The sequence below is a fragment of the Micromonospora sp. NPDC048040 genome (assembly GCF_055587185.1).
Map to the genome: position 1 here is coordinate 154,760 of NZ_JBVJGT010000003.1, position 21,800 is coordinate 176,559.

Annotated in this window: 24 protein-coding genes; 6 read left to right on the plus strand and 18 right to left on the minus strand. The window is 73.0% G+C overall.

Annotation, left to right across the window (positions count from 1 at the left end; genetic code table 11):
- Nucleotides 1-46: 46 nt before the first annotated feature.
- Nucleotides 47-1,096, minus strand: a complete 1,050-nt coding sequence (lipA, locus tag ACZ6O2_RS05255) for a lipoyl synthase (protein WP_393262996.1) — start codon at nucleotides 1,094-1,096, stop codon at nucleotides 47-49.
- 355 nt (nucleotides 1,097-1,451) lie between these two features.
- Here lipA and aspS point away from each other — a divergent pair, with 355 nt between their 5' ends.
- A complete protein-coding gene (gene aspS, locus ACZ6O2_RS05260; protein ID WP_466022078.1) occupies nucleotides 1,452-2,738 on the plus strand; it encodes an aspartate--tRNA(Asn) ligase in 1,287 nt (428 codons plus the stop codon).
- A gap of 120 nt (nucleotides 2,739-2,858) precedes the next feature.
- On the opposite strand, the gene ACZ6O2_RS05265 is transcribed toward aspS, so the two are convergent.
- Genes ACZ6O2_RS05265 through ACZ6O2_RS05275 form a run of 3 tightly spaced genes read right to left on the minus strand, consistent with a single transcriptional unit; the run spans nucleotide 2,859 to nucleotide 4,877 of the window.
- Nucleotides 2,859-3,482 carry a TetR/AcrR family transcriptional regulator gene (locus tag ACZ6O2_RS05265; protein WP_466022079.1) on the minus strand — a complete coding sequence of 208 codons (624 nt, stop codon included), beginning with the start codon at nucleotides 3,480-3,482 and terminating at the stop codon, nucleotides 2,859-2,861.
- Nucleotides 3,483-3,495: 13 nt separating this feature from the next.
- A complete protein-coding gene (locus ACZ6O2_RS05270; RefSeq protein WP_466022080.1) occupies nucleotides 3,496-4,170 on the minus strand; it encodes a DUF4166 domain-containing protein in 675 nt (224 codons plus the stop codon).
- Nucleotides 4,167-4,877 carry an SRPBCC family protein gene (locus ACZ6O2_RS05275; RefSeq protein ID WP_466022081.1) on the minus strand — a complete coding sequence of 237 codons (711 nt, stop codon included), beginning with the start codon at nucleotides 4,875-4,877 and terminating at the stop codon, nucleotides 4,167-4,169. Before ACZ6O2_RS05275 ends, ACZ6O2_RS05270 begins: the two co-directional genes overlap by 4 nt.
- A 185-nt stretch (nucleotides 4,878-5,062) precedes the next feature.
- On the opposite strand from ACZ6O2_RS05275, the gene ACZ6O2_RS05280 reads away from it, so the two are divergent.
- Complete coding sequence (locus tag ACZ6O2_RS05280; protein WP_466022082.1) at nucleotides 5,063-6,103, plus strand: FUSC family protein; 1,041 nt, start codon at nucleotides 5,063-5,065, stop codon at nucleotides 6,101-6,103.
- 93 nt (nucleotides 6,104-6,196) lie between these two features.
- Here ACZ6O2_RS05280 and ACZ6O2_RS05285 read toward each other — a convergent pair whose 3' ends face one another.
- From ACZ6O2_RS05285 to ACZ6O2_RS05295, 3 genes are all read right to left on the minus strand, one after another.
- Nucleotides 6,197-6,589: a VOC family protein gene (locus ACZ6O2_RS05285; protein ID WP_357451114.1), complete on the minus strand. Its 393-nt coding sequence runs from the start codon at nucleotides 6,587-6,589 to the stop codon at nucleotides 6,197-6,199.
- A 9-nt stretch (nucleotides 6,590-6,598) separates the two neighbouring features.
- Nucleotides 6,599-7,240 carry a lipoyl(octanoyl) transferase LipB gene (gene lipB, locus ACZ6O2_RS05290; RefSeq protein WP_350707875.1) on the minus strand — a complete coding sequence of 214 codons (642 nt, stop codon included), beginning with the start codon at nucleotides 7,238-7,240 and terminating at the stop codon, nucleotides 6,599-6,601.
- Nucleotides 7,241-7,307: 67 nt separating this feature from the next.
- Complete coding sequence (locus ACZ6O2_RS05295; RefSeq protein WP_466022083.1) at nucleotides 7,308-9,128, minus strand: DUF6311 domain-containing protein; 1,821 nt, start codon at nucleotides 9,126-9,128, stop codon at nucleotides 7,308-7,310.
- A gap of 162 nt (nucleotides 9,129-9,290) precedes the next feature.
- Here ACZ6O2_RS05295 and ACZ6O2_RS05300 point away from each other — a divergent pair, with 162 nt between their 5' ends.
- Nucleotides 9,291-10,508, plus strand: a complete 1,218-nt coding sequence (locus ACZ6O2_RS05300) for an extracellular catalytic domain type 1 short-chain-length polyhydroxyalkanoate depolymerase (RefSeq protein ID WP_466022218.1) — start codon at nucleotides 9,291-9,293, stop codon at nucleotides 10,506-10,508.
- Between the two features lie 210 nt (nucleotides 10,509-10,718).
- Here the strand turns inward: ACZ6O2_RS05300 and ACZ6O2_RS05305 are convergent, their stop codons facing one another.
- The 4 genes from ACZ6O2_RS05305 to ACZ6O2_RS05320 all read right to left on the minus strand — a co-directional run bounded on the left by ACZ6O2_RS05305 (nucleotide 10,719) and on the right by ACZ6O2_RS05320 (nucleotide 13,248).
- Nucleotides 10,719-11,129 (minus strand): VOC family protein, encoded by a 411-nt coding sequence (locus tag ACZ6O2_RS05305; protein ID WP_466022084.1) that lies wholly within the window; start codon nucleotides 11,127-11,129, stop codon nucleotides 10,719-10,721.
- Between the two features lie 47 nt (nucleotides 11,130-11,176).
- The gene (locus ACZ6O2_RS05310) at nucleotides 11,177-12,076 is read right to left on the minus strand and encodes a TIGR01777 family oxidoreductase (protein ID WP_466022085.1); all 900 of its coding nucleotides are present in this window, start codon (nucleotides 12,074-12,076) and stop codon (nucleotides 11,177-11,179) included.
- Nucleotides 12,077-12,429: 353 nt separating this feature from the next.
- Nucleotides 12,430-12,687 (minus strand): hypothetical protein, encoded by a 258-nt coding sequence (locus ACZ6O2_RS05315; RefSeq protein ID WP_466022086.1) that lies wholly within the window; start codon nucleotides 12,685-12,687, stop codon nucleotides 12,430-12,432.
- Nucleotides 12,688-12,954: 267 nt separating this feature from the next.
- Entirely contained in the window at nucleotides 12,955-13,248 is a 294-nt protein-coding gene (locus ACZ6O2_RS05320; protein WP_466022087.1) for a hypothetical protein, read from the minus strand.
- 318 nt (nucleotides 13,249-13,566) lie between these two features.
- Between ACZ6O2_RS05320 and ACZ6O2_RS05325 the strand changes: the two genes are divergently transcribed.
- A complete protein-coding gene (locus tag ACZ6O2_RS05325; RefSeq protein WP_466022088.1) occupies nucleotides 13,567-13,794 on the plus strand; it encodes a winged helix-turn-helix domain-containing protein in 228 nt (75 codons plus the stop codon).
- A 55-nt stretch (nucleotides 13,795-13,849) separates the two neighbouring features.
- Nucleotides 13,850-14,077: a GntR family transcriptional regulator gene (locus tag ACZ6O2_RS05330; RefSeq protein ID WP_357702487.1), complete on the plus strand. Its 228-nt coding sequence runs from the start codon at nucleotides 13,850-13,852 to the stop codon at nucleotides 14,075-14,077.
- 31 nt (nucleotides 14,078-14,108) lie between these two features.
- Here ACZ6O2_RS05330 and ACZ6O2_RS05335 read toward each other — a convergent pair whose 3' ends face one another.
- The 7 genes from ACZ6O2_RS05335 to lpdA form a co-directional block, all read right to left on the minus strand.
- The gene (locus ACZ6O2_RS05335; RefSeq protein WP_466022089.1) at nucleotides 14,109-15,032 is read right to left on the minus strand and encodes a TIGR03621 family F420-dependent LLM class oxidoreductase; all 924 of its coding nucleotides are present in this window, start codon (nucleotides 15,030-15,032) and stop codon (nucleotides 14,109-14,111) included.
- Nucleotides 15,033-15,099: 67 nt separating this feature from the next.
- Complete coding sequence (locus ACZ6O2_RS05340) at nucleotides 15,100-15,582, minus strand: hemerythrin domain-containing protein (RefSeq protein ID WP_466022090.1); 483 nt, start codon at nucleotides 15,580-15,582, stop codon at nucleotides 15,100-15,102.
- Nucleotides 15,583-15,691: 109 nt separating this feature from the next.
- Nucleotides 15,692-16,108, minus strand: a complete 417-nt coding sequence (locus tag ACZ6O2_RS05345; protein WP_466022091.1) for a PIN domain-containing protein — start codon at nucleotides 16,106-16,108, stop codon at nucleotides 15,692-15,694.
- Nucleotides 16,098-16,367, minus strand: coding sequence for a type II toxin-antitoxin system Phd/YefM family antitoxin (locus ACZ6O2_RS05350; protein ID WP_357451152.1), 270 nt, complete (start codon nucleotides 16,365-16,367; stop codon nucleotides 16,098-16,100). Before ACZ6O2_RS05350 ends, ACZ6O2_RS05345 begins: the two co-directional genes overlap by 11 nt.
- 59 nt (nucleotides 16,368-16,426) lie before the next feature.
- Complete coding sequence (locus ACZ6O2_RS05355) at nucleotides 16,427-17,758, minus strand: low temperature requirement protein A (RefSeq protein ID WP_350708032.1); 1,332 nt, start codon at nucleotides 17,756-17,758, stop codon at nucleotides 16,427-16,429.
- Between the two features lie 245 nt (nucleotides 17,759-18,003).
- The gene (gene sucB, locus ACZ6O2_RS05360) at nucleotides 18,004-19,797 is read right to left on the minus strand and encodes a 2-oxoglutarate dehydrogenase, E2 component, dihydrolipoamide succinyltransferase (RefSeq protein ID WP_466022092.1); all 1,794 of its coding nucleotides are present in this window, start codon (nucleotides 19,795-19,797) and stop codon (nucleotides 18,004-18,006) included.
- A 66-nt stretch (nucleotides 19,798-19,863) separates the two neighbouring features.
- Nucleotides 19,864-21,294: a dihydrolipoyl dehydrogenase gene (gene lpdA, locus ACZ6O2_RS05365; protein WP_350707894.1), complete on the minus strand. Its 1,431-nt coding sequence runs from the start codon at nucleotides 21,292-21,294 to the stop codon at nucleotides 19,864-19,866.
- 140 nt (nucleotides 21,295-21,434) lie between these two features.
- On the opposite strand from lpdA, the gene ACZ6O2_RS05370 reads away from it, so the two are divergent.
- A complete protein-coding gene (locus ACZ6O2_RS05370; protein WP_466022093.1) occupies nucleotides 21,435-21,764 on the plus strand; it encodes a hypothetical protein in 330 nt (109 codons plus the stop codon).
- Nucleotides 21,765-21,800 lie beyond the last annotated feature (36 nt).

Genomic DNA, 21,800 nt, shown 5'->3' on the forward strand with positions numbered 1-21,800 from the left:
GGCTCGTCGCGACGTGCGGCGGTGCCGGCGCGCCGGCCGGGGTGGGTCAGCCCGCGGTGACCTGGGTGCCCTCGCGGGCCTCCAGCGCCTGCCGGTAGAGCCGGCCGGCCCGGTACGACGAGCGCACCAGCGGCCCGCTCATCACGCCCGCGAAGCCGATCTCCTCGGCCTCCTCGCGCAGCTCGACGAACTCCTCCGGCTTGACCCAGCGGGTGACCGGGTGGTGCCGCGGGGAGGGGCGCAGGTACTGCGTGATGGTGATCAGCTCGCAGCCGGCGTCGTGCAGGTCACGCAGCGCCTGGGAGACCTCGGCGCGTTCCTCGCCCATGCCCAGGATCAGGTTGGACTTGGTGACCAGCCCGTCGGCGCGGGCCTGCCGGATCACGTCCAGCGAGCGCTCGTAGCGGAACGCCGGCCGGATCCGCTTGAAGATCCGCGGCACGGTCTCCACGTTGTGCGCGAGCACCTCCGGCCGGGCGCCGAAGACCTCGGCGAGCTGCTCGGGGACCGCGTTGAAGTCGGGGATCAGCAGCTCCACGCCACAGCCGGGCTGGAGGGCGTGGATCTGCCGGACGGTCTCGGCGTAGAGCCAGGCGCCGCCGTCGGGCAGGTCGTCCCGGGCCACGCCGGTGATGGTCGCGTAGCGCAGGCCCATCGAGACCACCGACTCGGCCACCCGGCGCGGCTCGTCGGCGTCGAACTCGGCCGGCTTGCCGGTGTCGATCTGGCAGAAGTCACAGCGCCGGGTGCACTGGTCGCCACCGATGAGGAAGGTGGCCTCCCGGTCCTCCCAGCACTCGTAGATGTTGGGGCAGCCGGCCTCCTGGCAGACGGTGTGCAGCCCCTCGCGCGAGACGAGCCCGCGCAGCTGGGTGTACTCCGGCCCCATCTTGGCCTTGACCTTGATCCACGGCGGTTTGCGCTCGATCGGCGTCTCGGCATTGCGCGCCTCGATGCGGAGCAGACGCCGCCCCTCGGGGGCGGGCGTCGCGGTGCGCGCTACCTGGCCGGTCGTCGGCGCGGAGTGCTCGATCGTCACGAAACCGAGCCTACGCCCGACGGCCGCCGTCGATGTACCGCGGGCGACCGGCGTCACGCCGATAGCCTTGTGACGCCGGACACCGGAGGCGGGAAAATCGCGTCACAGCAGGCGTCGGCGGGGTGCTACGGTTCCCGGCAGAGCTGTGACGGAGCCGAGTAGCGGCCCGATCCGCCAGCCGAGAGAGCCGCCGGTTGCTGTGAGGCGGTCTGGCGCCGGACCGCGAAGACCCTCCCGAGCTGCGGGAAGAACGGCGCGTGCGCGCCAAGTAGAGCCCGCCCGGCTGGCCCCGGTGAAAAGGCGACGAACGAGGCCCCCGCCAGCGGGGGTGAAGGTGTGGTGGCACCGCGAGGTTCCCGCTCGCCCACACCTCCCGGGGATCGCGTTGCGATTGATCGAGGAGGTAACCGCCGTGCAACGCATCCTTTCCCACCAGCTCTCCGCCCATGTCGGCGCAACCGTCCGGATCGCCGGCTGGGTTCACCGCCGCCGGCTGCTCAAGTCGGTGGCGTTCCTGATCGTCCGGGACGCGGCCGGCCTCGCCCAGGTGGTGGTCGCCGACCCGGCCCTCCGCGCGGGCCTGGAGAAACTGACCGAGGAGACCGTCGTCGAGGTCACCGGCACGGTGGTCGCGAACCCGACCGCTCCCGCCGGGGTCGAGGTCGCCGAGCCGACCGTACGACCGCTCGGCCCGCCCGCCGTGCCGCCGCCGTTCGACCTCTACCGGCCGGCGCTGACCGCGAGCCTGCCCACCCAGCTCGACCACGCGCCCGTGGCGCTGCGTCACCCGACCCGTTCGGCGGCGCTGCGCGTCTCGGCGGCGGCGGTGGCCGGCTTCCGCGCCGCGCTCGACGCCCGCGACTTCGTCGAGATCCACACGCCGAAGGTGGTCGGCTCGTCCACCGAGAGCGGGGCGAACGTGTTCGCGCTGGACTGGTTCGGCCGGCCCGCGTACCTGGCCCAGTCGCCGCAGTTCTACAAGCAGCTCATGGTCGGTGTCTTCGAGCGGGTCTACGAGGTCGGGCCGGTGTTCCGGGCGGAGCCGCACGACACGGTGCGGCACCTGGCGCAGTACACCTCGCTCGACGCCGAACTCGGCTTCGTCACCGACCACCGGGACGTGATGGCCGTGCTGCGGCACACCGTGGCCGGCATGCTCGACGCGGTACGCGCGCGGGCCGGCTCCGCGCTCGCCACGCTCGGCGTCGAGGCCCCCGAGGTGCCGGCGGAGATCCCCGCCGTGCACTTCACCGAGGCCCTGGAGATCGCCGGCGCGCCGGCCGACGAGCCGGACCTCGCCCCGGCGCACGAGCGGGCGCTGGGGGAGTGGGCGCGGCGGGAGCACGGCTCCGAGTTCCTCTTCGTCACCGGCTACCCGATGGCGAAGCGGCCCTTCTACACCCATCCCGACCCGGCGCGGCCCGCGTACTCCAACGGGTTCGACCTGCTGTTCCGGGGACTGGAGCTGGTGACGGGCGGGCAGCGGCTGCACCGGCACGCCGACTACCTGGCGGCGCTCGCGGCCCGCGGCGAGCCCGTCGAGCCGTACGCCGGCTACGTCGACGCGTTCCGGCACGGGATGCCGCCGCACGGCGGTTTCGCCATCGGGCTGGAACGCTTCGTGGCCCGGCTGACCGGTGCGGCCAACGTCCGGGAGGTGACCGCCTTCCCCCGCGACCTGCACCGGCTCACCCCGTAGGCCGTTCTCGGTCGCTGTGGAGCCGGTGTCGATCACGACCCGCTCCACAGCGACCCGGCCCGGTTGCCGTCCTCGGCCGTGTCGGAGGCCGGCCGCGGCGTCCTGAGCCCGGGCCGGATGTCAGCCGCGGGCGCGCAGCCGGCCGCGCAGCGCCCGGCGGGCCACCGGGCCCAGATCCTCGACGACCTCCATCAGCACCGCGAGGCGTTCCAGCGCGTCGAAGGCGTCCCGTGCGCCGGTGGGGTCGACCCCCTCGAAGAGTTCCAGGCCGACGAACGCGGCCGAGACCGCGCTCGCCAGCCCCGCCGGGTCGGCGACCGTGGCGACCGGTGAGTCGCGCAGCACCCGGCGCAGCACCGTCTCGATCTCGGCCGTCCACATTCGGAGCGCGGCGGCCGTCGACTCGGCGAGCCGCTGGTCGGTCTGGGCGCCGGCGAGCAACTGGGCCAGGACCGCCACGTTGCCCTCGGCACGCTCCTGCTCGTGCAGGGCACGACCCAGGTCGAGCAGTTCGCGCAGCGACCGTACCTCCGCGAAGCGTTCCCGGTATGCCGCGACGCGGGCCGCTGTCGCGCTGCGGCAGGCCTCGGCGAGCAGGGCGTCGACGCTGCCGAAGTGGTAGAAGACCAGGGCCTGGTTCACCCCGGCCGCCGCCGCGACGGTGCGGGCCGAAACGCCGGCGATGCCGTGGGTGCGGATCGCCGCGAGCGCGCCGTCGATCAGCTTTTGGCGGGTGGCGGCCATGGCTGTCCTTTCGTCAGTGGCGGGGATTCTCCCGCAGCGGCCGCACGGCTGCCGGCACCGGTGCCCGGCCGGAACGGACGTACTGGACGGTGAAGCTGCCCGAGTATCCGAACAGCGGCCCGACGAGAGGATTGCTCACCCGCACCTCGATGCCGAATCGCCCGTGGTGGTCGTCGTACCACTCCCGTAGGTGCGCCTGCCCTGTCAGGACCGCCGGGCAGGGCACCCCGCCGCGGAAGCGCTGGGCACCGCTGCGGATGGTCAGCGCGCCGGTCGCGTCGACGCCCAGGTGCAGGTCGACCGCGAGGTGCTGGTGCGTGCCGAGGTAGTCGACCAGGACCTGGCGCTGCGGGCTGTAGACCATGGTGGCGTCGAAGCGGCGGCGACGGTGCGTCGACACCTGGAAGGTCCGCACGAACGTCAGCGTGGGTCGGCGGTACGAGTCGGCGTAGGCGTAGTTCTCGATGGTGAACGGAATGCCGACGCCGGTCTCCGGGAACAGGATGTGCCGCAGGGCGCCCAGCCGCAGGAACGGCGCGGTGAAGGCGGGCCCCCGCCAGAGGCGGTCCATGATGCCGGTGCCCACGCAGCCCACGTCGGTGTCGCCGTCGACGCCGAAGCGGCGCTGCAACTGCGGGTGCAGTCGGCCGAAGTTGGCGCCCAGGGCGCGCTGGAAGACGGAGGTCACAGCTTCTCCAGGACGGACGGTGGACGGGCGGCGAGACGGTCCGGCGGCCGGCGTCGACAGCGGCGGGCGGCCGGGGTATGGGGACGGGGAGGCAGCGCCAGCACGACCACCGACGCGGCGAGCACCGCACCGGCCGCGGTCGCGGACCCGTCGGTGACCGACGTGACCAGCGCGCCGACGCCGGTCACCGCGAGCACCCGCAGGGCCAGCTCCCGCCCGGCGTTGCGCTGTGCGCGCTCCGGGGGCACGCCGTGCTCCAGCCACAGCCGCAGCCGGTCGAACGACCACGCGGTCGCCCAGCCGAGCAGCGGGCGGAACACGAGATCGGCAAGCCGGCCCAGCGGACCCCAGCGGGTGGCGTACGTGTAGCCGGTCAGGAAGCGCACCCCGCCCGGGCCTGGCACGTATCGCCAGTAGCCGGAGCCCGACGCGATCAGCGAACGCGGGTCGTCGGAGCCGAAGTGCAGGGCCGAGGTGCACGTGCCGTCCGGTCGCGTCCGCTCACCGGCGTGCACGCCGTGGCCGCCGATCCGCACCCCGGGCAACACGGTGGTGGAGTAGCGGAACCGGGCGGGCGTGGTGCCCGGCACCGGGTCGATCCGGCTGAAGCGGACATCCCACCGGCGATGCGCCGTGGGGTCCTGCGTCGCAGACCACACCCGTTCGACCGGTGCGGCGATCAGCGCCTCGACATAGACAGCCCGCACTGGATCCTCCCCACTTTGAGCAGTCGCTCAAGGGGGACGGTACCTCACGCTTGAGCGACCGCTCAAGTGCGTGGAGTCGCGTCCACCGAACCGCGGCCGGGTCCCGGGGTATGAAGGAGCGGGGCCTCGGACGAGACCCGGACGGCCTGAGCCGTGGCCGGGCAGCGGGGTGTGGGAGGAGGGTGATGGGCGAGCGGTTCCGGCCGACGCTGCGCGATCTGCTGCACCTCCGCGAGGCACACGGCGCCCACCGGGTCGCGTTGCGGGCCGGCGTCAGCGTCCTCGTGCCGCTGCTCGCGGTGCTGGCGGCCGGCCACCCGGACTGGTCCCTGTACGCCGCGTTCGGCGCGTTCACCTCGCTCTACGGGCGCAACCACGTGCACCTGTCCCGGGCGGCGATGCAGGCGAGCGCCGGGGCGGCGCTCACGGTGTCGGTGGTCCTCGGGGTGCTGGTCGGCTCCCTGGAGTCGCGCGCGTGGGTCGCGGTGCCGGCCGCGGCGGCCGTCGCGGCGGCGGGAGCCGTGCTCGCCGCCGCGCAGGACTGGCACCCGCCGGGACCGCTCTTCCTCGTCTTCGGGTTCGGCGCCGCGGCGTCGGTGCCGCACGCGGTCTCCGACGTGCCGACTGCGGCGGCCGTGGCCGGGCTCAGCAGCCTGTTCGCGCTGCTCGTCGGCGCCGTCGGCAGTGTCCTGCGGCGGCAGCGGAGCCGTCCCGCGCGGCTGCGCCACGTGTGGACCTGGGAGCCGGTCCGCTACGCCGTCGCCGTGGTGCTGGCCGGCGGCGCGGCGACGGCCATCGGGATCGGGCACCCGTACTGGGCGATGGTGGCGGCGGTGGCGCCGCTCAGCGCCCAAGGCGTCACCGCCCAGTTGGTGCGCGCCGGGCACCGGATCGTCGGCACCCTGCTCGGGCTGCTGACCAGCGCGGCCCTGCTCGCGCCGGGGTTCTCGCCGGTCGCCACCGTCCTGGTGGTGGCGGTGCTCCAGATCGTCACCGAGCTGCTGGTGGGGCGCAACTACGGGCTGGCGCTGCTGTTCATCACGCCGATGGCCCTGCTGATGGGCCAGCTCGCGGCGGCCCGCCCGGTGGGGTCGCTGCTCTTCGACCGGGGCGTCGAGACGGTGATCGGCGCCGCCATCGGCGGGGCCGTCGTCCTGTGCCAGCCCTGGCTCCGGCGCCGCGGCGGTGCGCCGGAGCACCCGCCCGAACCGGCCGATCAGGTCTGACCGCCGGGGCGTGAGCGGGTGCCCGGTGCCCGGTGCCCGTCGGCGGTCAGGCCGGGCCGGGGCAGCGTGAGCGGGGGTGCGTCCCGCTACCGGTCAGGCCGGGCCGAGGAGGTCCCAGAGGTTGCCGGCGATGTCGCGGAAGACCGCCACCCGGCCGTACGGCTCGGTGCGCGGCGGCCGCACGAACTCGACGCGCGCCTCGACCATCCGGCGGTAGGTGGCGTCGAAGTCGTCGACCTGGAGGAAGAAGCCGACCCGGCCGGCGACCTGGTCGCCGACGGCCTGCGCCTGCCGCTCGCCGTCGGCGCGGGCCAGCAGCAGCCCGGTCTGCGCGCCGGGCGGTCGGACGACGACCCAGCGCTTCGGGCGGCCGTCGTTGGTCAGCGACGGCGAGTCCTCGACCAGGTCGAAGCCGAGCACCTCGGTGAAGAAGTCGATGGCCGGGTCGTACTCGGCGACGACGACGGTGACGAGATCGATCCGCACGGGCGGAGGTCAGGCCGCGACGAGGGCCGGCAGGTGGCGCTCGACCACCGGCAGCACGTCGGCCACGGTGACCGGGCGGCCCAGCTCGGCGGTGAGCGAGGTGACGCCGGCGTCGCGGATGCCGCAGGGCACGATCCGGTCGAAGTGGCCCAGGTCGCAGTCGCAGTTGATCGAGAAGCCGTGCAGGGTGACCCCGCGGGCGACCCGGATGCCGATGGCGGCCACCTTGCGGGCCGGGCCCCGGTCGTCCTCCGGCACCCAGACCCCGCTGCGCCCGTCGACCCGGCCGGCGGCCAGCCCGAACTCGGCGCAGACGTCGATCAGCAGCTGCTCGGTGCGGCGTACGTAGGCGACCACGTCCACCGGGTCCGGCAGCCGCACGATCGGGTAGCCCACGAGCTGCCCCGGGCCGTGCCAGGTGATCTTGCCGCCCCGGTCGACGTCGACCACCGGCGTGCCGTCCATGGGCCGGTCCCACGGCTCGGTGCGCTTGCCGGCGGTGTAGACGCTCGGGTGCTCCAGCAGCAGCACCGTGTCGCCCCGCTCGCCGGCCACCACCGATTCGTGCAGCCGGCGCTGCTCGTCCCAGGCGGCCTGGTAGTCGAGGAGACCGGCGCGGACGGCCGTGAGGCCGGAAGTCGTCGTGCTCACGCGCCAAGCCTAGACCCGTACCGGCCAGTCACCTTCGGTGACGCGGCTCACCACGTCACCACGGCGCTCATCCCTGCGGGACCCGCCACAGCCAGACGTCGTCCACCCGCTCGGGCGGGCCGAGCAACGCGGTCACGGTGCGGCGGATCGCGTCCTCGTCGACCGGCCATTTCGCCCCGTGCACCTCGTCGGCCAGCACCACCGTCTCGATCCGCCAGTGCCGCAGGTCGGCGCGGGCCTCCTGGATGCTGCCCTCGGTGATGATCGGCACCAGCCCGCTCCGACCGGCCTCGTCGAGCATGGCGCTGAACGGGCGCGGCGGCGGGCCGATCCGCCCCCGGCCGTCCGGGCCGCCCGGGCCGAGGAAGAAGCCGGAGGGGATGGCGAACTCGCCCTGCCGGTGCGCCAGCGCGTACGCCTGCCAGCGCTGCCCGTCGGGATAGACGTCGAGGGTCAGCGGCACGGGGGTCAGCACCCCGCCCGGGGAGACGTACTCGCGCCAGGTGCCGGCGGTGATGAAGCGCGGGATCGGCTCGCGTTCGATGGTCAGCAGCGGGGTCGGCACCAGCGGCACCAGCGCCACCGCGAACCCCGCCCACCAGGCCAGCCGCGCCGGGCGGCGTCGGGGCGGATCGGCCCGCAGCTGGTCGACGGTGTACGCGAGCAGCACCCCGATCACCGGCGCCACCACCAGCGCCAGCCGGGCGGGCAGGGCGGCGTTCATCACCGGCAGGTGCCCGAGCAGGTCGAACGGCATCGGCAGGTCGGCGCGGTGCCCGTCGACCTTGGCCTCGGGGCCGAAGGAGAGCACCGTGAAGACCACGGCGGTCACGCCCAGCGCCCAGAGCGTCGCCCGCCGGCCCGCGTCGGCCCGGCGCCACAGCGCCACGAAGCAGGCGACGGCGAGCAGCAGCAGCGGGATCCCGAAGAACGAGTTCTCCTCGGTCGGGTTCGGCGCCAGCCGGGTGCCCAGCCCCACCTCGCCGGCCAGCGAGCGGCGCGGGTACGCCCCGAACGCGACGACGTCCTCGGAGTGGATGACCGCGTCGAAGCCGGTGCCGTGGAAGCGCTGCGGGCCGGCGAAGTGCAGCCAGAGCGGGTACGCCAGCAGCACCCCGGCGACCACGGCGGTCACCCCGAGCCCGCGCAGGAAGGTCGGCAGCACCGCCCGGGCCTCGGCGCGGTGGGCCGGGTGCAGCGCCCAGACGGCGACGAAGACGCCGAGCGCCAGCGCGGTGAAGAAGAGCCCCTCGGCGGCGATGGAGAAGGCGACGGCGACGAGCGCGCCGAGGATCGCGCCGTCGCGCAGCGGGCGCCGGGAGCGGCGCAGGGCGAACGTCCGCCAGACCAGCAGCGGCACCAACCAGCCGGCGGTCCAGTTCAGGTGGGCGTTGGCGTGCGACACCATGCCGGGGGAGAAGCCGATGAACAACCCGCCGACCGCGGCGGCGAGCGGGCTGCGGGCTAGGTGCCGGGAGAACAGCCAGTACCAGGCGAGCGCGGTGGCGGCCAGATTGAGGGTGAGGATCACCAGGAACGTGGCCGGCGGCCCGATCAGGTACGTCAGGGGGGCGAAGACCACCGCGTACACGGTGATCGAGGTGTTGACCGCGAGGTTCACCCCGTCCGGGACGTTGACCAGGTGGGTGAAGAGCGGGTCGTCGCCGTGGGTCACCGCGTGGCCGCCGAAGGCCAGCAACCACTCGAAGAGCGCCTGGTCGCTGGAGTTGACCGTGATGGCGCGGACGTTCGGGTCCCGCCACAGCCCGCTGGTCACCCAGACGGCGAGCGCCAGCGCGACCAGCGCCACGATCAGGTCGGCCCGGCGGTCGCGGACGACACGGGGCGGCGAGGCCGGCGAAGGCGCCAGGGACGGGGAGGTCGGCACGCAGCGGACGTTACCAACCGGACCTGGACACGCCGGTCAGGACGCACATCCTCCCGACAGCGAATGTGTGACCGTGGCCCATGTCACAGCATCGACACATCGACGTAACCTCGCGGCAATTCGCGGGTGACCCAGTTCACAACCCGTCCCCAGGAGGCCCCCGTGCGCCGCTCCTCGTCCCTGCTCACCCGGCTGACCGGTGCGGTCGCCGGGCTGGTCCTCGCCGCCACCGCGGTCGTGACCGTCGCCGCCCCCGCCCAGGCCGCCACCCTCACCCAGGTCACCGGCTTCGGCTCCAACCCCGGCAACCTCGCCATGTACGCGTACCGGCCGGACAACCTCCCGGCCGGAGCGCCGGCGGTCGTGCTGCTGCACGGCTGCACCCAGGACGCCTCCGGCTACTTCGCCAACTCCGGCTGGCGCAAGTACGCCGACCAGTGGAGGTTCGCCCTGATCGTGCCGCAGCAGTCCAGCGCCAACCAGCAGCTGAGCTGCTTCAACTGGTTCGTGGAGCAGGACATCACGCGGGGCTCCGGCGAGGCGCTGTCGATCAAGCAGATGGTCGACTACGCCAGGAACAACTACGGCACCGACCCGGGCCGGGTCTTCGTCAGCGGGCTCTCCGCCGGCGGGGGGATGAGCGCGGTCATGCTCGCCACCTACCCGGACGTCTTCTCCGCCGGCTCCGTCATCGCCGGCCTGCCGTACCGCTGCTCGCCGCCCGCCACCACCAACGCCTGCCAGTTCCAGGGGGTGAACAAGACCCCGCAGGAGTGGGGCAACCTGGTCCGGGCCGCCCACCCCGGGCACACCGGCCCCCGCCCCCGGGTCGCCATCTGGCACGGCACCTCGGACTTCACGGTCGTGCCGGCCAACGCCACCGAGCTGCGCGACCAGTGGACCAACGTCCGGGGCGTCTCGCAGACCCCGACCAGCACCGCGTCGCTGCCCGCCAACACCAGCCTCGAGGTGTACGGCAACAACGACGTGCGGGTCTACCGGATCTCCGGCATGGGCCACGGCACCCCGGTCGACCCCGGCTCGGCCGCCGACCAGTGCGGCACCACCGCCCCGTACATCCTGGACACCATCTGCTCCGCGTACCACGACGCGGTCTTTTTCGGCCTGAACGGCGGGACCGAGCCGAGCCCCAGCCCGACGGCGACGGCGAGCCCCACGGCCTCCCCGACGGCGAGCCCGACCACCGCGCCGACCTGCGTGACCGCCAGCAACTACGCGCACGTCGGCGCCGGCCGCGCCTACCAGTCCGGCGGCTACGCCTACGCCAACGGCTCGAACCAGCGGATGGGCCTCTACAACACCTTCTACACCAGCGCCCTCAAGCAGACCGGCCCCAACCACTGGGTCGTCGGCTGCTGACCCCGCCGCGCCGACCGTGGCCGGACGCCCGCCGGGCGTCCGGCCCGCGCCGTGGCCTGGGGCACCGTCACGCTGTGGAGTGCGGCATCAACCGGCTCAAACGCAACCGCGGCGTCGCCACGCGCTTCGACAAGCTTGCCGTGCGCTACGGGGCCGTCGTACACATCGCCGCGATCAACGAACGGCCTTGACCCACTTCGGATACACGCTCTACTCGCTCTCGGGCCAGATGAGGCCCTGGTCGGTCCAGGTGACACCCTTGTTGCGGCAGAGGCAGAACGGGTGGCCGACGGGGTCGGTGTAGACGCGCCAGCCGTAGCCGTCGGGGCCGACGGAGTCCTGCTGCAGGGTCGCGCCGAGGGCCAGGACGCGGCTCTGTTCGGCCTCGATGTCGTCAACTTCGAAGTCGAGATGGAACTGCTTGGGGTGCTCGCCGTCGGGCCACTGCGGGGCGCGGTAGTCCTCCACCCGGATGAAGGCCAGCTCGATCTCGCCGAACCGGATACCGGCCCAGTTGCCGTGGCTGCCCCCCTTGACCGGGCGACCCGTCACCTCTGAATAGAAAGCTGCCAGCTCCATCGGGTCCGGGCAGTCGATGATGAAATCGGTGAGTCGCAGCATCCGGCGATCCTGCCACAAGATCAAATAAGCCGGAGTTTGAGACAGCCCTAGTCGCGCAGCGCGGCGCGCAGCGCGCCGGCCAGATCGGGGTGGCGGAACGCGAAGCCGGCCTCGGTGAGCACGCCGGGGAGGACCCGGGTGCTGGTCAGCGCCTCGTGGGCGAAGCCGCCGAGCGCCACCTTCAACGCCAGCGCCGGGATCGGGATGATCGCCGGCCGGCGCAGCTGCCGGGCCAGCTCGCGGGTGAAGTCGGCGTTGGTCACCGGGGCCGGTCCGACCACGTTGACCGGCCCGGCGACGTCGTCGCGGGCCAGCAGGAACAGCGCGGCGTCCAGCCAGTCGACCAGCGAGATCCACGGCAGCCACTGCCGGCCGCTGCCGAGCCGGCCGGCGATCCCCAGCCGGAACGGCAGCAACTGCGGCTTCAGCAGCCCGCCGTCGCGGTGCAGCGGCAGCCCGGTGCGCAGCCGCACCACGCGTACGCCCGCGTCCTCGGCCGGGCGCGTCGCGGCCTCCCAGACCCGGCAGACGTCGGCCAGGAAGCCCTCGCCGGCCGGGGCGTCCTCCTCGACCGTCCGGTCGCCGGTGTTGCCGTACCAGCCGACCGCCGAGGAGTTGAGCAGCACCCGCGGCCGGTCGCCGTCGGGCAGCCCGGCGATGGCGCTCGCCAGGGCGGTGGTCGTGTCGACCCGGCTCGACCGGATCACCTGCCGGTACGCGTCGTTCCACCGCCGGTCGCCGACGCCCGCGCCGGCCAGGTTGACCACCGCGTCCGCCTCCGCCACCGTCGCCGGGTCGAGCTGTGCGGCGGCCGGGTCCCACTGCCGCTCGTCGGGGGTGCGCGGCGGCCGGCGGACCAGTCGGGTGACCTGGTGCCCGTCCGCCGTGAGCCGGTCGACCAGCCGGGTGCCGAGGAAGCCGGACGCGCCGGCCATGAGGATCCGCATGCTCATATCTTGAGGTACGCGGCGGGATTGATTCGGATGAAGGCTACGAGGAAGGACATCTCTGCAGAGGGCTGCAGGTCAAGGCTGCTCCGGGATGTCCTGGACTACCAGGATCGGACGGCGTGGCGTTCCCGGCCTTCCTTGACACCCGTGTGCTTTACCCGGCCTACCTCTGCGGCACGTTGCTGCATCTGGCCGAAGCCGCGGCGTACCGGCCCCTCTGGGCAGACGACGTGCTGATCGAACTGCGACGGAACCTGGTTGAGCGGGGTGTCGCGGCGGATCGTGCGCCCTCATCAGGGCAGAAACCGCAGCAGATCCGACAAGGAGTCATGAGAGCGGCAGCGCGCACGTCAGCCTGGGCGACGGACGACTGCCCAGCCGAGGAAACGGTCGAAGAGCTGCGCCGGGTCCGGCCCGGCGTGCGGGTTGAGGGCGTGGAGTTGGCCGGCCGCGTCGTGCAGCAGCCCGCCCAGATACACGAGCAGCGCTACCCGGTCGTGCGCGTACTCCCGTAGCAGCGTCACCCGCGCGGACCCGCACGGCCACGGCGCGGCGCAGGCCCGGCACAGCCACAAGGGGTGCAGCGGCGTGTGCGGACGGCCGGTCACCAGCGCCCGCCGTTGGCCCGCCAGGTTTGCGCGGGCGTCAAGCGGCCCACCCGTCCCATCTGCGGCCTCGCCCGGGTCGCCTCGTCCCGCCACCGGGTGTTGCGCGGCGGCGGGGCGGGTGGCTCGGTCGGCACGGGCTGGTGCCGGTCGGGGCACGCGCGCCAGCGTAGGCCGCACGAGCACCAGCGCCGCCAGCCCCGCCACGTCCGCCGGTGCCGAGGCGCGAGTGGCACCGGCTCCGCGTTCCGCTGCCGGCTCGTCGCCACGTCAGCGCCTCCCATCGGGTACGCGGATGAGCCGGCCGCCGTGCGCCACCAACCCGTCGACGGCCTGGTCGGTGAGCCCTCGGGTGCGCAGCACGCGCCGCCCCCAGCGATGCAGCCGACAGGGGTACGGGGTCCGGTCGCTGCGGCACAGCGGTACCGCCGGCCACGACTCGGGGGCGTGCGCCGGCTCCGCCCGGATGGCGAGTTCGAGGTCTTCGGCGGTTACGAACCAGGGCACCGGCAGCTCGCCGAGCACCCTCTCCACAGCGTCCACGGGCTGGCCGGTTACGGGCACGTCGTCTCCTTCTGGGTGGTCGCGGCGCCGAGGCGGGCGGGGGCAGCCGTTGCGCGGGCGGCTGGAGCCCGGCACCCGCCCCGGGCCCGCGGGCGGGCCCGCCAGCGTGCGGCGGGCAGGGCGTGGCACCCGGCCGACCTCGGGGGATTGGGCCGGCCGGGTGCGTTTCACGGGACGACCAACTCCGGGTTTGCAGACCAGGGAGCCAGCCGTCACGAACTTATACTTAGTACTGTTCATAGGTCAACTACCGACTACCTCTTACTTGTCGATAGAAGCGAGGCGTGATCAAATGGCGGTGCAGACCAGGGAGTCAACATGCCCGCCAAACCGAAGTGGGCGCAGCTGGCGGATCTCATCCGACAGCAGATCGCGTCCGGAGAACTCGCACCCGGCGACAAGTTGCCGTCGACGGCTCAGCTGTGCCGTGAGCACGACGTGTCAGCCGGTGTGGTCAACCATGCCATGATCGTGCTCAAGACTGAGGGCCTCGTCGAGGGCGTCCACGGCCTCGGCGTCTTCGTTACCGAGCGGGCCGAGACCTAAGCCTTTGCGAGCGGTCCGGCCGTAGCGAGCAGGGCGGCGAAAGCCGGGAGTGTGAATGCCCGCCAAGCCGAAATGGGCGCAGCTCGCCGACCACATCCGTGCCCGGATCGAGTCAGGCGAGTGGGCGCCGGGAGACAAGCTGCCGTCCACCGCGCAGCTCAAGGAAGAGCACGGTGTGTCGCAGACGGTCGTGCGTCAGGCGATCCTCGTGCTCCAGATGCAGGGGCTCGTGGAGGGAGTGCACGGCGTCGGCGTGTTCGTCGCCGAGCACCCGACGACCTGACCTCGCCTCACCCGTACCGAAAGTCGGTGGCTCAGCCGGCGGCGGCCAGGCGGGCCAGCACCGGCGTGAGCGGGTCGAGGGCGTCGGCGCGGACGACGAACCGGGTGACGCCCCAGCGGTGCCGGTGTTCGGCGACCGCCGCGACGATCTCGTCCTCGGTGCCGACCAGCACGAACGGCGTGGCCAGCAGCTCGGCGGCGGTCAGGCCGGTCTGCTCGGCGAACTGGGCGGTGGCGGCCTCGGCGTCGTCGGTGACGGCGACCAGCTGCACGAGCGCCTCCAGTGCCGGCGGCTCGGCCCGCCCGGCCGCCCCGGCCGCGACGCAGGCGAGCTGTGCCTCGATGTCCGCCTCGCGCCAGCGCACCTCGTGCATGTAGCCGTCGGGCAGGGTGCGCCCCAGGCCGGCCAGCCCGACGATGTCGGCGTGCGCGCCGGCCCAGCGCAGCATCGTGGAGTTCGCCGTGCCGAGGGTGAGCGGGACATGCCGCTGCACTGGTCGTGGTGTCTCCAGCCGCGCGGCCCGCACGACCAGGTCGGGGGAGTCGACGGTGACCTCCTCGCCGTCGAGCAGCGCGCGGACGGCCTCGGCGACGGCCAGGCAGCGGCGCACCCGACCGGCGACGTCGGGGCGCTCCCGCCCGACCGCGTGCCACTCCGCCGGGGTGTGGCCGGCGCCGAGGCCGAGCCGGGCCCGACCGCCGGAGAGCAGGTCGAGGGTGGCCACGTCCGAGGCGAGCAGCATGGGCTCCCGGATCCCGGCGTTGGAGACGTACGAGCCCAGCTTGATCGTCGACGTCACCGCCGCCGCGGCGGCCAGGGCGACGAACGGCGACGTCGTCTTACCGGGGTGGTCGGCGGTGGACAGGGTCTCGAAACCGGCCGCCTCGGCCCGCCGGGCCAGGTCCAGCCAGCCCGGGCCGTCGGACGGGGTCGCCTGGAGGGAGAAGATCGCCATACGCCCACCCTGCCGGCCCCGGGGCCGGCAGGCCAACCCGACGCCGACAATTCTGCTACCGGCAGACCTACTCGGGGTCGGGCGGCGGGACGGGTACCCCGAGGAGCCCTTCGGTGGTGCCGTCGGTCAGCGCGTTGAGCGCGTCGACCAGCTTCTTCTCCTCGTAGACGAAGTGCGATTCGAGCAGCGCGGCGAGCGTGTCCAGCTCGGCCCGCACCTCGGCCGGCGGCGCGGCGGCCTCGGCCAGCTCCTCGACCCGGCGCAGGATCCCGGCCACCACGTGGTGGTCGGCCTCCAGCTCGCGCAGCACCGGGGCCAGCTCGGGGACGCGGTCGGCCAGCACCCGGAACGCCCCGGTGTCCTCGCCGGTGTGGTGCCGGGTCAGCGCCGCGCAGAAGGCCAGGCAGTGGGTCCGCAGGTCCCGGGGGCGTACGCCGGGCTCGCCCAGCCCGTCGCGGATGCGGGTGAGCTCCTCGCGGAGCCAGAGGTGGATCTCGATCAGTTGGTTGCCGAAGGCCCGCAGGCGCTCGTCCGGCGTGGATGGATGCACGCGTGTCCCATGCTGTCCCGCGCCTCCATGCCCTCGGCGGTCTCCTTGCCGGGTGCACCGCGACGCTGCGGCCAGCCTACGACAGTGAGGGCGGGTGCGACGAAACCGTTCAGGGACGCCGGACGGGCATGATCCTGACCAGCTCCTCCAGCCCCACGAAGTCGCTCGGGTTGGTGGTGTAGAGCGACAGGCCGTTCGCGTACGCGATGGAAGCGATCATCAGGTCCGCCAGCCGACGGCGGGTGGTGCGCCCGGTCGCCAGCACCGCACTGGTGATCATGCCGAAGGCCCGCGCCGCCTCGGCGTCGAAGGGTAACGGCTCGAACATGGCCTCGGCGTGTTGCAGAACGCTGGTCCGTCGGGCCCGCTCGGCGCGGTCGTCGGTGTGGTGCGGGCCTGCGGACAGTTCCGCGAGTGTCACTGCACTGATGACCATCTCGTCCGGCAGTTCCTCGGGACCCAGGGCGCTGAGGTGGATCACGATGTTCGTGTCGACCAGGCCACGAACCGGCGGCTCACCACTCACGGCTGAACGGGTCCTGCTCCACCGACGAGTCGATGTCTGCGCGGAAGGCCTCGGCGTCGAGCACAGGGGCCGTGGCGAAGGCCGCGAGCACCTCGGCCCGCGGCACGAAGGTGCGACGGCGCAGCGGGATGAGCTTTCCGATCGGCGTGCCGTTTCGTGTGATGACGAAGGATTCGCCACGCTCGACGTTACGCATGATCGCGCCCGATTCGTTGCGCAGCTCTCGTTGCGTGATCTCCCGATGAGCGTGCTCTGCCACGGAGCAATTCTAGGTCGGTGTGCTACGAAGTGCTACGACCGGCAGGATTCCTTGCGGTGTCAGGTTGACGGCTCCTCGCGGGTGGGCTCGCGCCAGCGGGCGCGCCAGGCGGCCTCGTACGCCTCGTGGCTGGTCTTCTCCTCGAAGACCCTCTCGCGCAGCGCGCGGCGGTCCTTCGCCTTGACCACCACCTCCACCCCCACCAGCCCGACGCAGATGGTGGTGAGCAGGGCGAGGGTGGCCAGCCCCGGCAGCATCAGGCCCACCGGGATGGCGGCGGCGAGCAGCAGCACCGCGCCGACCCTGGTCCAGTAGACGGTGTGCAGGGTGCGCGCCTGGAACAGCATGTTCGAGGCGAGATAGCAGATCACCCCGCCGAACAGCAGCGGGACGCCCGGCCCGTGCGTCGGCTCGGCGTACGGCACATGGGGGTCGGCGATGTCGCGCACGACCTCCTCCGCGCCGAGGGCGAACAGGATGATCCCGGCGATCATCGGAAGGTGGAGATAGGCGTACGCGTCCCGGGCCATCGCCACCCGGCTCCGGCCCTCGGCCGTGTGCAGGGCGATCCGGGCGGCCGGGCCGACCACGTCGTAGTGCGCCCACCACAGCGCGGCGGTGAAGAATATGCCGAGCACCGCCGCCGCCACCGCGGGCCAGGTCGGGGGCTGGCCGAGCAGGTTGCTGCCGACGCCGACCGAGATGACCGACTCGCCCAGCGCGATGATCAGGATGAGGTCGTACCGCTCGGTCCAGTGCTCGGCGGAGGTCACCGTCCAGCCCCAGGCGCCGGCCACCAGGCCCATGCCGTACTGGAGCAGGACGACGCTGATCCAGAGCCCGTCCCGCACCAGTACGGCCCGGCCCGGGTCGTCGATCTGCGGCGGGATCAGCGCGGCTGCCGTGAGCAGCAGGGTGCTGATCGTCAGCTCGGGGGAGTACTTCAGCAGCAGCCGGCGCTCGCCGGGCCTCTCCCGCGCGATGTGCCAGTACAGCAACAGGTGCACGCCGCGGATCACCACGTAGCTCAACGCGACCACCATCGGCCCGGCGGCCACGTCCTCCGTGTCGCCGAACGCCTGCGGCAGGGACAGCGCGAAGCAGAACAGCGCGGCCATGCCGACGACCATCAGCACCGGCACGAAGCCCTCGCCCAGCCGGACCCGGGTGGCCACCACGCAGTGCACCACCCAGCACCACCAGAGCACGGCGAGCACCAGCAGGGCGTGCAGCAGCTGACGGCCGGAGATGTTGGCGGCGGTCGTCCGGGTGATGATGAAGAACGAGAAGACGAAGACCAGGTCGAAGAAGACCTCGAAGCGGTCGACCCGGGCGCCGGGGGCGATCGAGACGGCGGGTCCCAACCGCTCGCGCCACCGGAAGCCGCCCACCAACCCACTCTTGCAGCGCCCCGGCCGCGCCGCGCCGGAATCGGGCCAGGGCCGGCCCTGGGACCGGCAGGGCGGCTCCCGGATCGGCAGGGCGGGCGGCGCGTCGGGAGCGGGTGGGCTGGCGGGGCGGCGGCGTGCAGGTGCGAGGGACAGCGCGGCCAGGATCAGGCCGACGGTGGAGCGGGTCGACAACGACGAGGGCGCCCCGGTCCGTGACCGGGGCGCCCTCTGTGCGTCGTGCGGGACTACAGCCCCAGCTCGGCCTCGAAGCTGCCGGCCTCCAGCCGCTCCTTGACCGCGACCAGGAAGCGGGCGGCGTCCGCGCCGTCGATCAGCCGGTGGTCGTACGACAGGGCCAGGTAGACCATCGACCGGACGGCGACCACCTCGCCCAGCTCCGGGTCGTTGACCACGACCGGGCGCTTGACCACGGCACCCGTGCCGAGCATCGCCGACTGCGGCGACGGCACGATCGGGGTGTCGAACAGCGCGCCCCGGCTGCCGGTGTTGGTCAGCGTGAAGGTCGCGCCCGCGATCTCGTCCGGGCTGATCTTGTTGGTGCGGGTGCGCTCGGCCAGGTCGGCGATCCGCTTGGCGATGCCGCCCAGGTTCAGGTCGCCGGCGCCGTGGATGACCGGGACCATCAGGCCGCGCTCCGTGTCCACCGCGATGCCGAGGTGCTCGGCGTCGGGGTAGGTGATCGTGCCCGCCTCCAGGTCCATGCTGGCGTTGACGATCGGGTAGGTCTGCAACGCCTCCACGGCCGCCAAGGCGAAGAACGGCAGGAACGACAGCTTCACGCCGTGCCGCTGCTGGAACGCGTCCTTGGCGCGGGCCCGCAGCTTGGCGATCCTGGTGACGTCCACCTCGACCACGGTGGTGAGCTGCGCCATCTCGTGCAGCGACTGCTGCATCCGCTTGGCGATGGTGGCGCGGATCCGGGGCAGCTTCTCGGTGGTGCCGCGCTTCGCGCTCGGCTGCGGCCTGGCGGCCGGCTTGGCCGGGGCCGCCGCGGCGGCGGGCTGCGGCGCCGGGGCCGGCGCGGCCTTGGCCGCCTTGGCCTTCTCCGCCGCGTCCAGCACGTCCTGCTTACGGATCCGACCGCCGACGCCGGTGCCGTTGACCGAGGCCAGGTCGACGCCGTGCTCGCTGGCGAGCTTGCGCACCAGCGGGGTCACGTAGCCGGCCGCCTCCTCGCCGCCCTGGACGGGCGCCGACGGGCGCTGCGGGGCCGGGGCCGCCGGCACCGCCTTCTGCTCGGCCTGCGCCGGCCGCGCCGAGACCTCGGCCTCCGCCGCCGGCTCGTTGTACGACAGGCCCGGGGTCGGCTCCTCGACCTTGGGCTCCGGCTTCGGCTCCGGCTTGGCCTCTGCCTTGGGCTCCGGCTTCGGCTCGGGCTTGGCCTCCGCCGGGGCCGCGCCGGCGGCACCGATCACGGCCAGGTCCGCGCCGACCGCGGCGGTCTCGTCCTCGGCGACCTTGATCTCCAGGACGGTGCCGGCGACCGGCGACGGGATCTCGGTGTCGACCTTGTCGGTGGAGACCTCCAGCAGCGGCTCGTCCACCTCGACGGTCTCGCCGACCTGCTTGAGCCAGCGGGTGACCGTACCCTCGGTGACGCTCTCGCCGAGAGCCGGCATCTTGACCGGGGTGCCCTCGCCCGACGGCGCCGGGGCGGCCTGCGCCCGCGGCTCCTCGACGGCCGGCTGCTCCGCCTCGGCCTGCGGCTCCGCGGCGGCCTCGGCGGCCTCCTCGGCCGGCTCCTCCTGCTGCGGGGCGGCCTCGCCGCCGGCGGCCTCGCCCTCACCGGCGATCACGGCCAGCTCGCTGCCGACCTCGGCGGTCTCGTCCTCGCCGACCACGATCCGGCTCAGCACGCCCGCCGCCGGGGACGGGATCTCGGTGTCGACCTTGTCGGTCGACACCTCGAGCAGGGGCTCGTCGACCTCGACGGTGTCGCCCTCCTGCTTGAGCCAGCGCGTGACGGTGCCCTCGGTGACGCTCTCGCCGAGCCGGGGCATGGTGACCGATACCGGCATCTTCTAAGACTCCTTCATTCCCCTGGTGGGATCATCGCCCGTCGCCGGACGCCGCGGTTGTCGTGGTCAGGCGTGTGCGTGCAGCGGCTTGCCGGCGAGCGCCAGGTGCGCCTCGCCCAGGGCCTCGTTCTGCGTCGGGTGGGCGTGCACGAGCTGCGCCACCTCGGCCGGGTACGCCTCCCAGTTGTAGATGAGCTGCGCCTCGCCGACCATCTCGCCGACCCGGGCGCCGACCATGTGCACGCCGACGACGGGGCCGTCCTCCACCCGGACGAGCTTGACGAAGCCGGCCGTCTTGAGGATCTGGCTCTTGCCGTTGCCGCCCAGGTTGTAGTTGTAGCTCTTCACCTTGTCGGCGCCGTACTGCTCCTTGGCCTTCGCCTCGGTCAGGCCGACCGACGCCAGCTCCGGGTCGGAGTAGGTGACCCGCGGGATGCCGGCCTCGTCGATCACGGCCGGGTTCTGGCCGGCGATCTCCTCGGCGACGAAGATGCCCTGCTGGAAGCCACGGTGGGCGAGCTGGAGGCCGGGCACGATGTCGCCGACCGCGTAGACGTTCGGCACGCTGGTGCGCAGCCGCTCGTCGGTCAGCACGTAGCCGCGGTCCATCTTGACGCCCTGCTCCTCGTAGCCGAGGCCGGCCGTGTTCGGGCCACGGCCGACGGCGACCAGCAGCAGCTCCGCCTCGACGGTCTCGCCACCGGCGATGGTCACCTTGACGCCGCTGTCGGTCTTCTCGACCTTCTCGAACGGCTTGCCGACCTTGAAGTTGATCTTCCGCTTGCGGAAGGCCCGCTCCAGCGCCTTCGACGACTCCTCGTCCTCGGCGGCGACCAGCCGGGGGAGCGCCTCGATGATCGTGACGTCCACCCCGAAGGACTTCCAGACGCTGGCGAACTCGACGCCGATCACGCCGCCGCCGAGCACGATCGCGGAGGACGGCACCCGGTCCAGGACCAGCGCGTGGTCGCTCGTGATGACCCGCTCGCCGTCGACCTCCAGGCCCGGCAGGCTCTTCGCGTACGAGCCGGAGGCCAGCACGACGTTGCGGCCGGTGTAGCGCTTGCCGTCGACCTCGACGACGTTGCTGCCGACCAGCTTGCCGTGGCCCTCGACGATGGTGATCGCCTTGTTGCCCTTGAGCATGCCCTGCAGGCCCTTGTACAGGCGGGAGACCACGCCGTCCTTGTACGAGTTGACCGCGGCCATGTCGATCCCGACCAGCTCGGCCTTCACGCCGAACTGCTCCGACTCGCGGGTCTGGTCGGCGATCTCGGCGGCGTGCAGCAGCGCCTTGGTCGGGATGCAGCCGTTGTGCAGGCAGGTCCCGCCGAGCTTGCCCTTCTCGACCAGCGCGACCGTCAGGCCCAGCTGGACGGCGCGCAGGGCGGTCGCGTAGCCGCCGCTGCCACCTCCGAGGATGACGATGTCGAAGGTTGCGTCATTCGGCTCGCTCACGTCCAACTCCCAGGTCGCGTCACTGCTTCGGGGGGTCACGGCGGGGGGCCACGGACACACCCCACCTCGGTCATCTTGTCACCACCGGACACAGGCCGCGTAGTGAGGTGCCCAACGACACGTCCGAGACACGTACGCTGGGCACTGCCTTCGATGACGGAGCCTGGGGGAGACGGCCGGTGGGACTGTTCCGACGACGCAAGAAGGCGCGCGCCGTGAGCCTGGACCGCGCCCCCGACCGCGCCGATCTGGACCATCTGGAGAACTTCGTCCGGAGTCGGCGCGGGGTCGAGGCGTACATCGAGCCCCGCACGACCGTGACCGAGACCACCGTCATGCTGATCGCCGACGACGGCGAGTGGACCCGCCGCCGCGTCGACGGCCCGGAGGGCGCCCGCCGCTTCGCGTACCGGATGGGCATCCCCGTCTACGACGTCCGGCTGATGGGCTACCCGCAGCGGATGCGGGACTACAACGAGCGCCGCAAGCGCCGCCCCGAGCTGTTCTGACCCGGCGGCCGCGCCGCCACGTGGAACGAAGGAGGG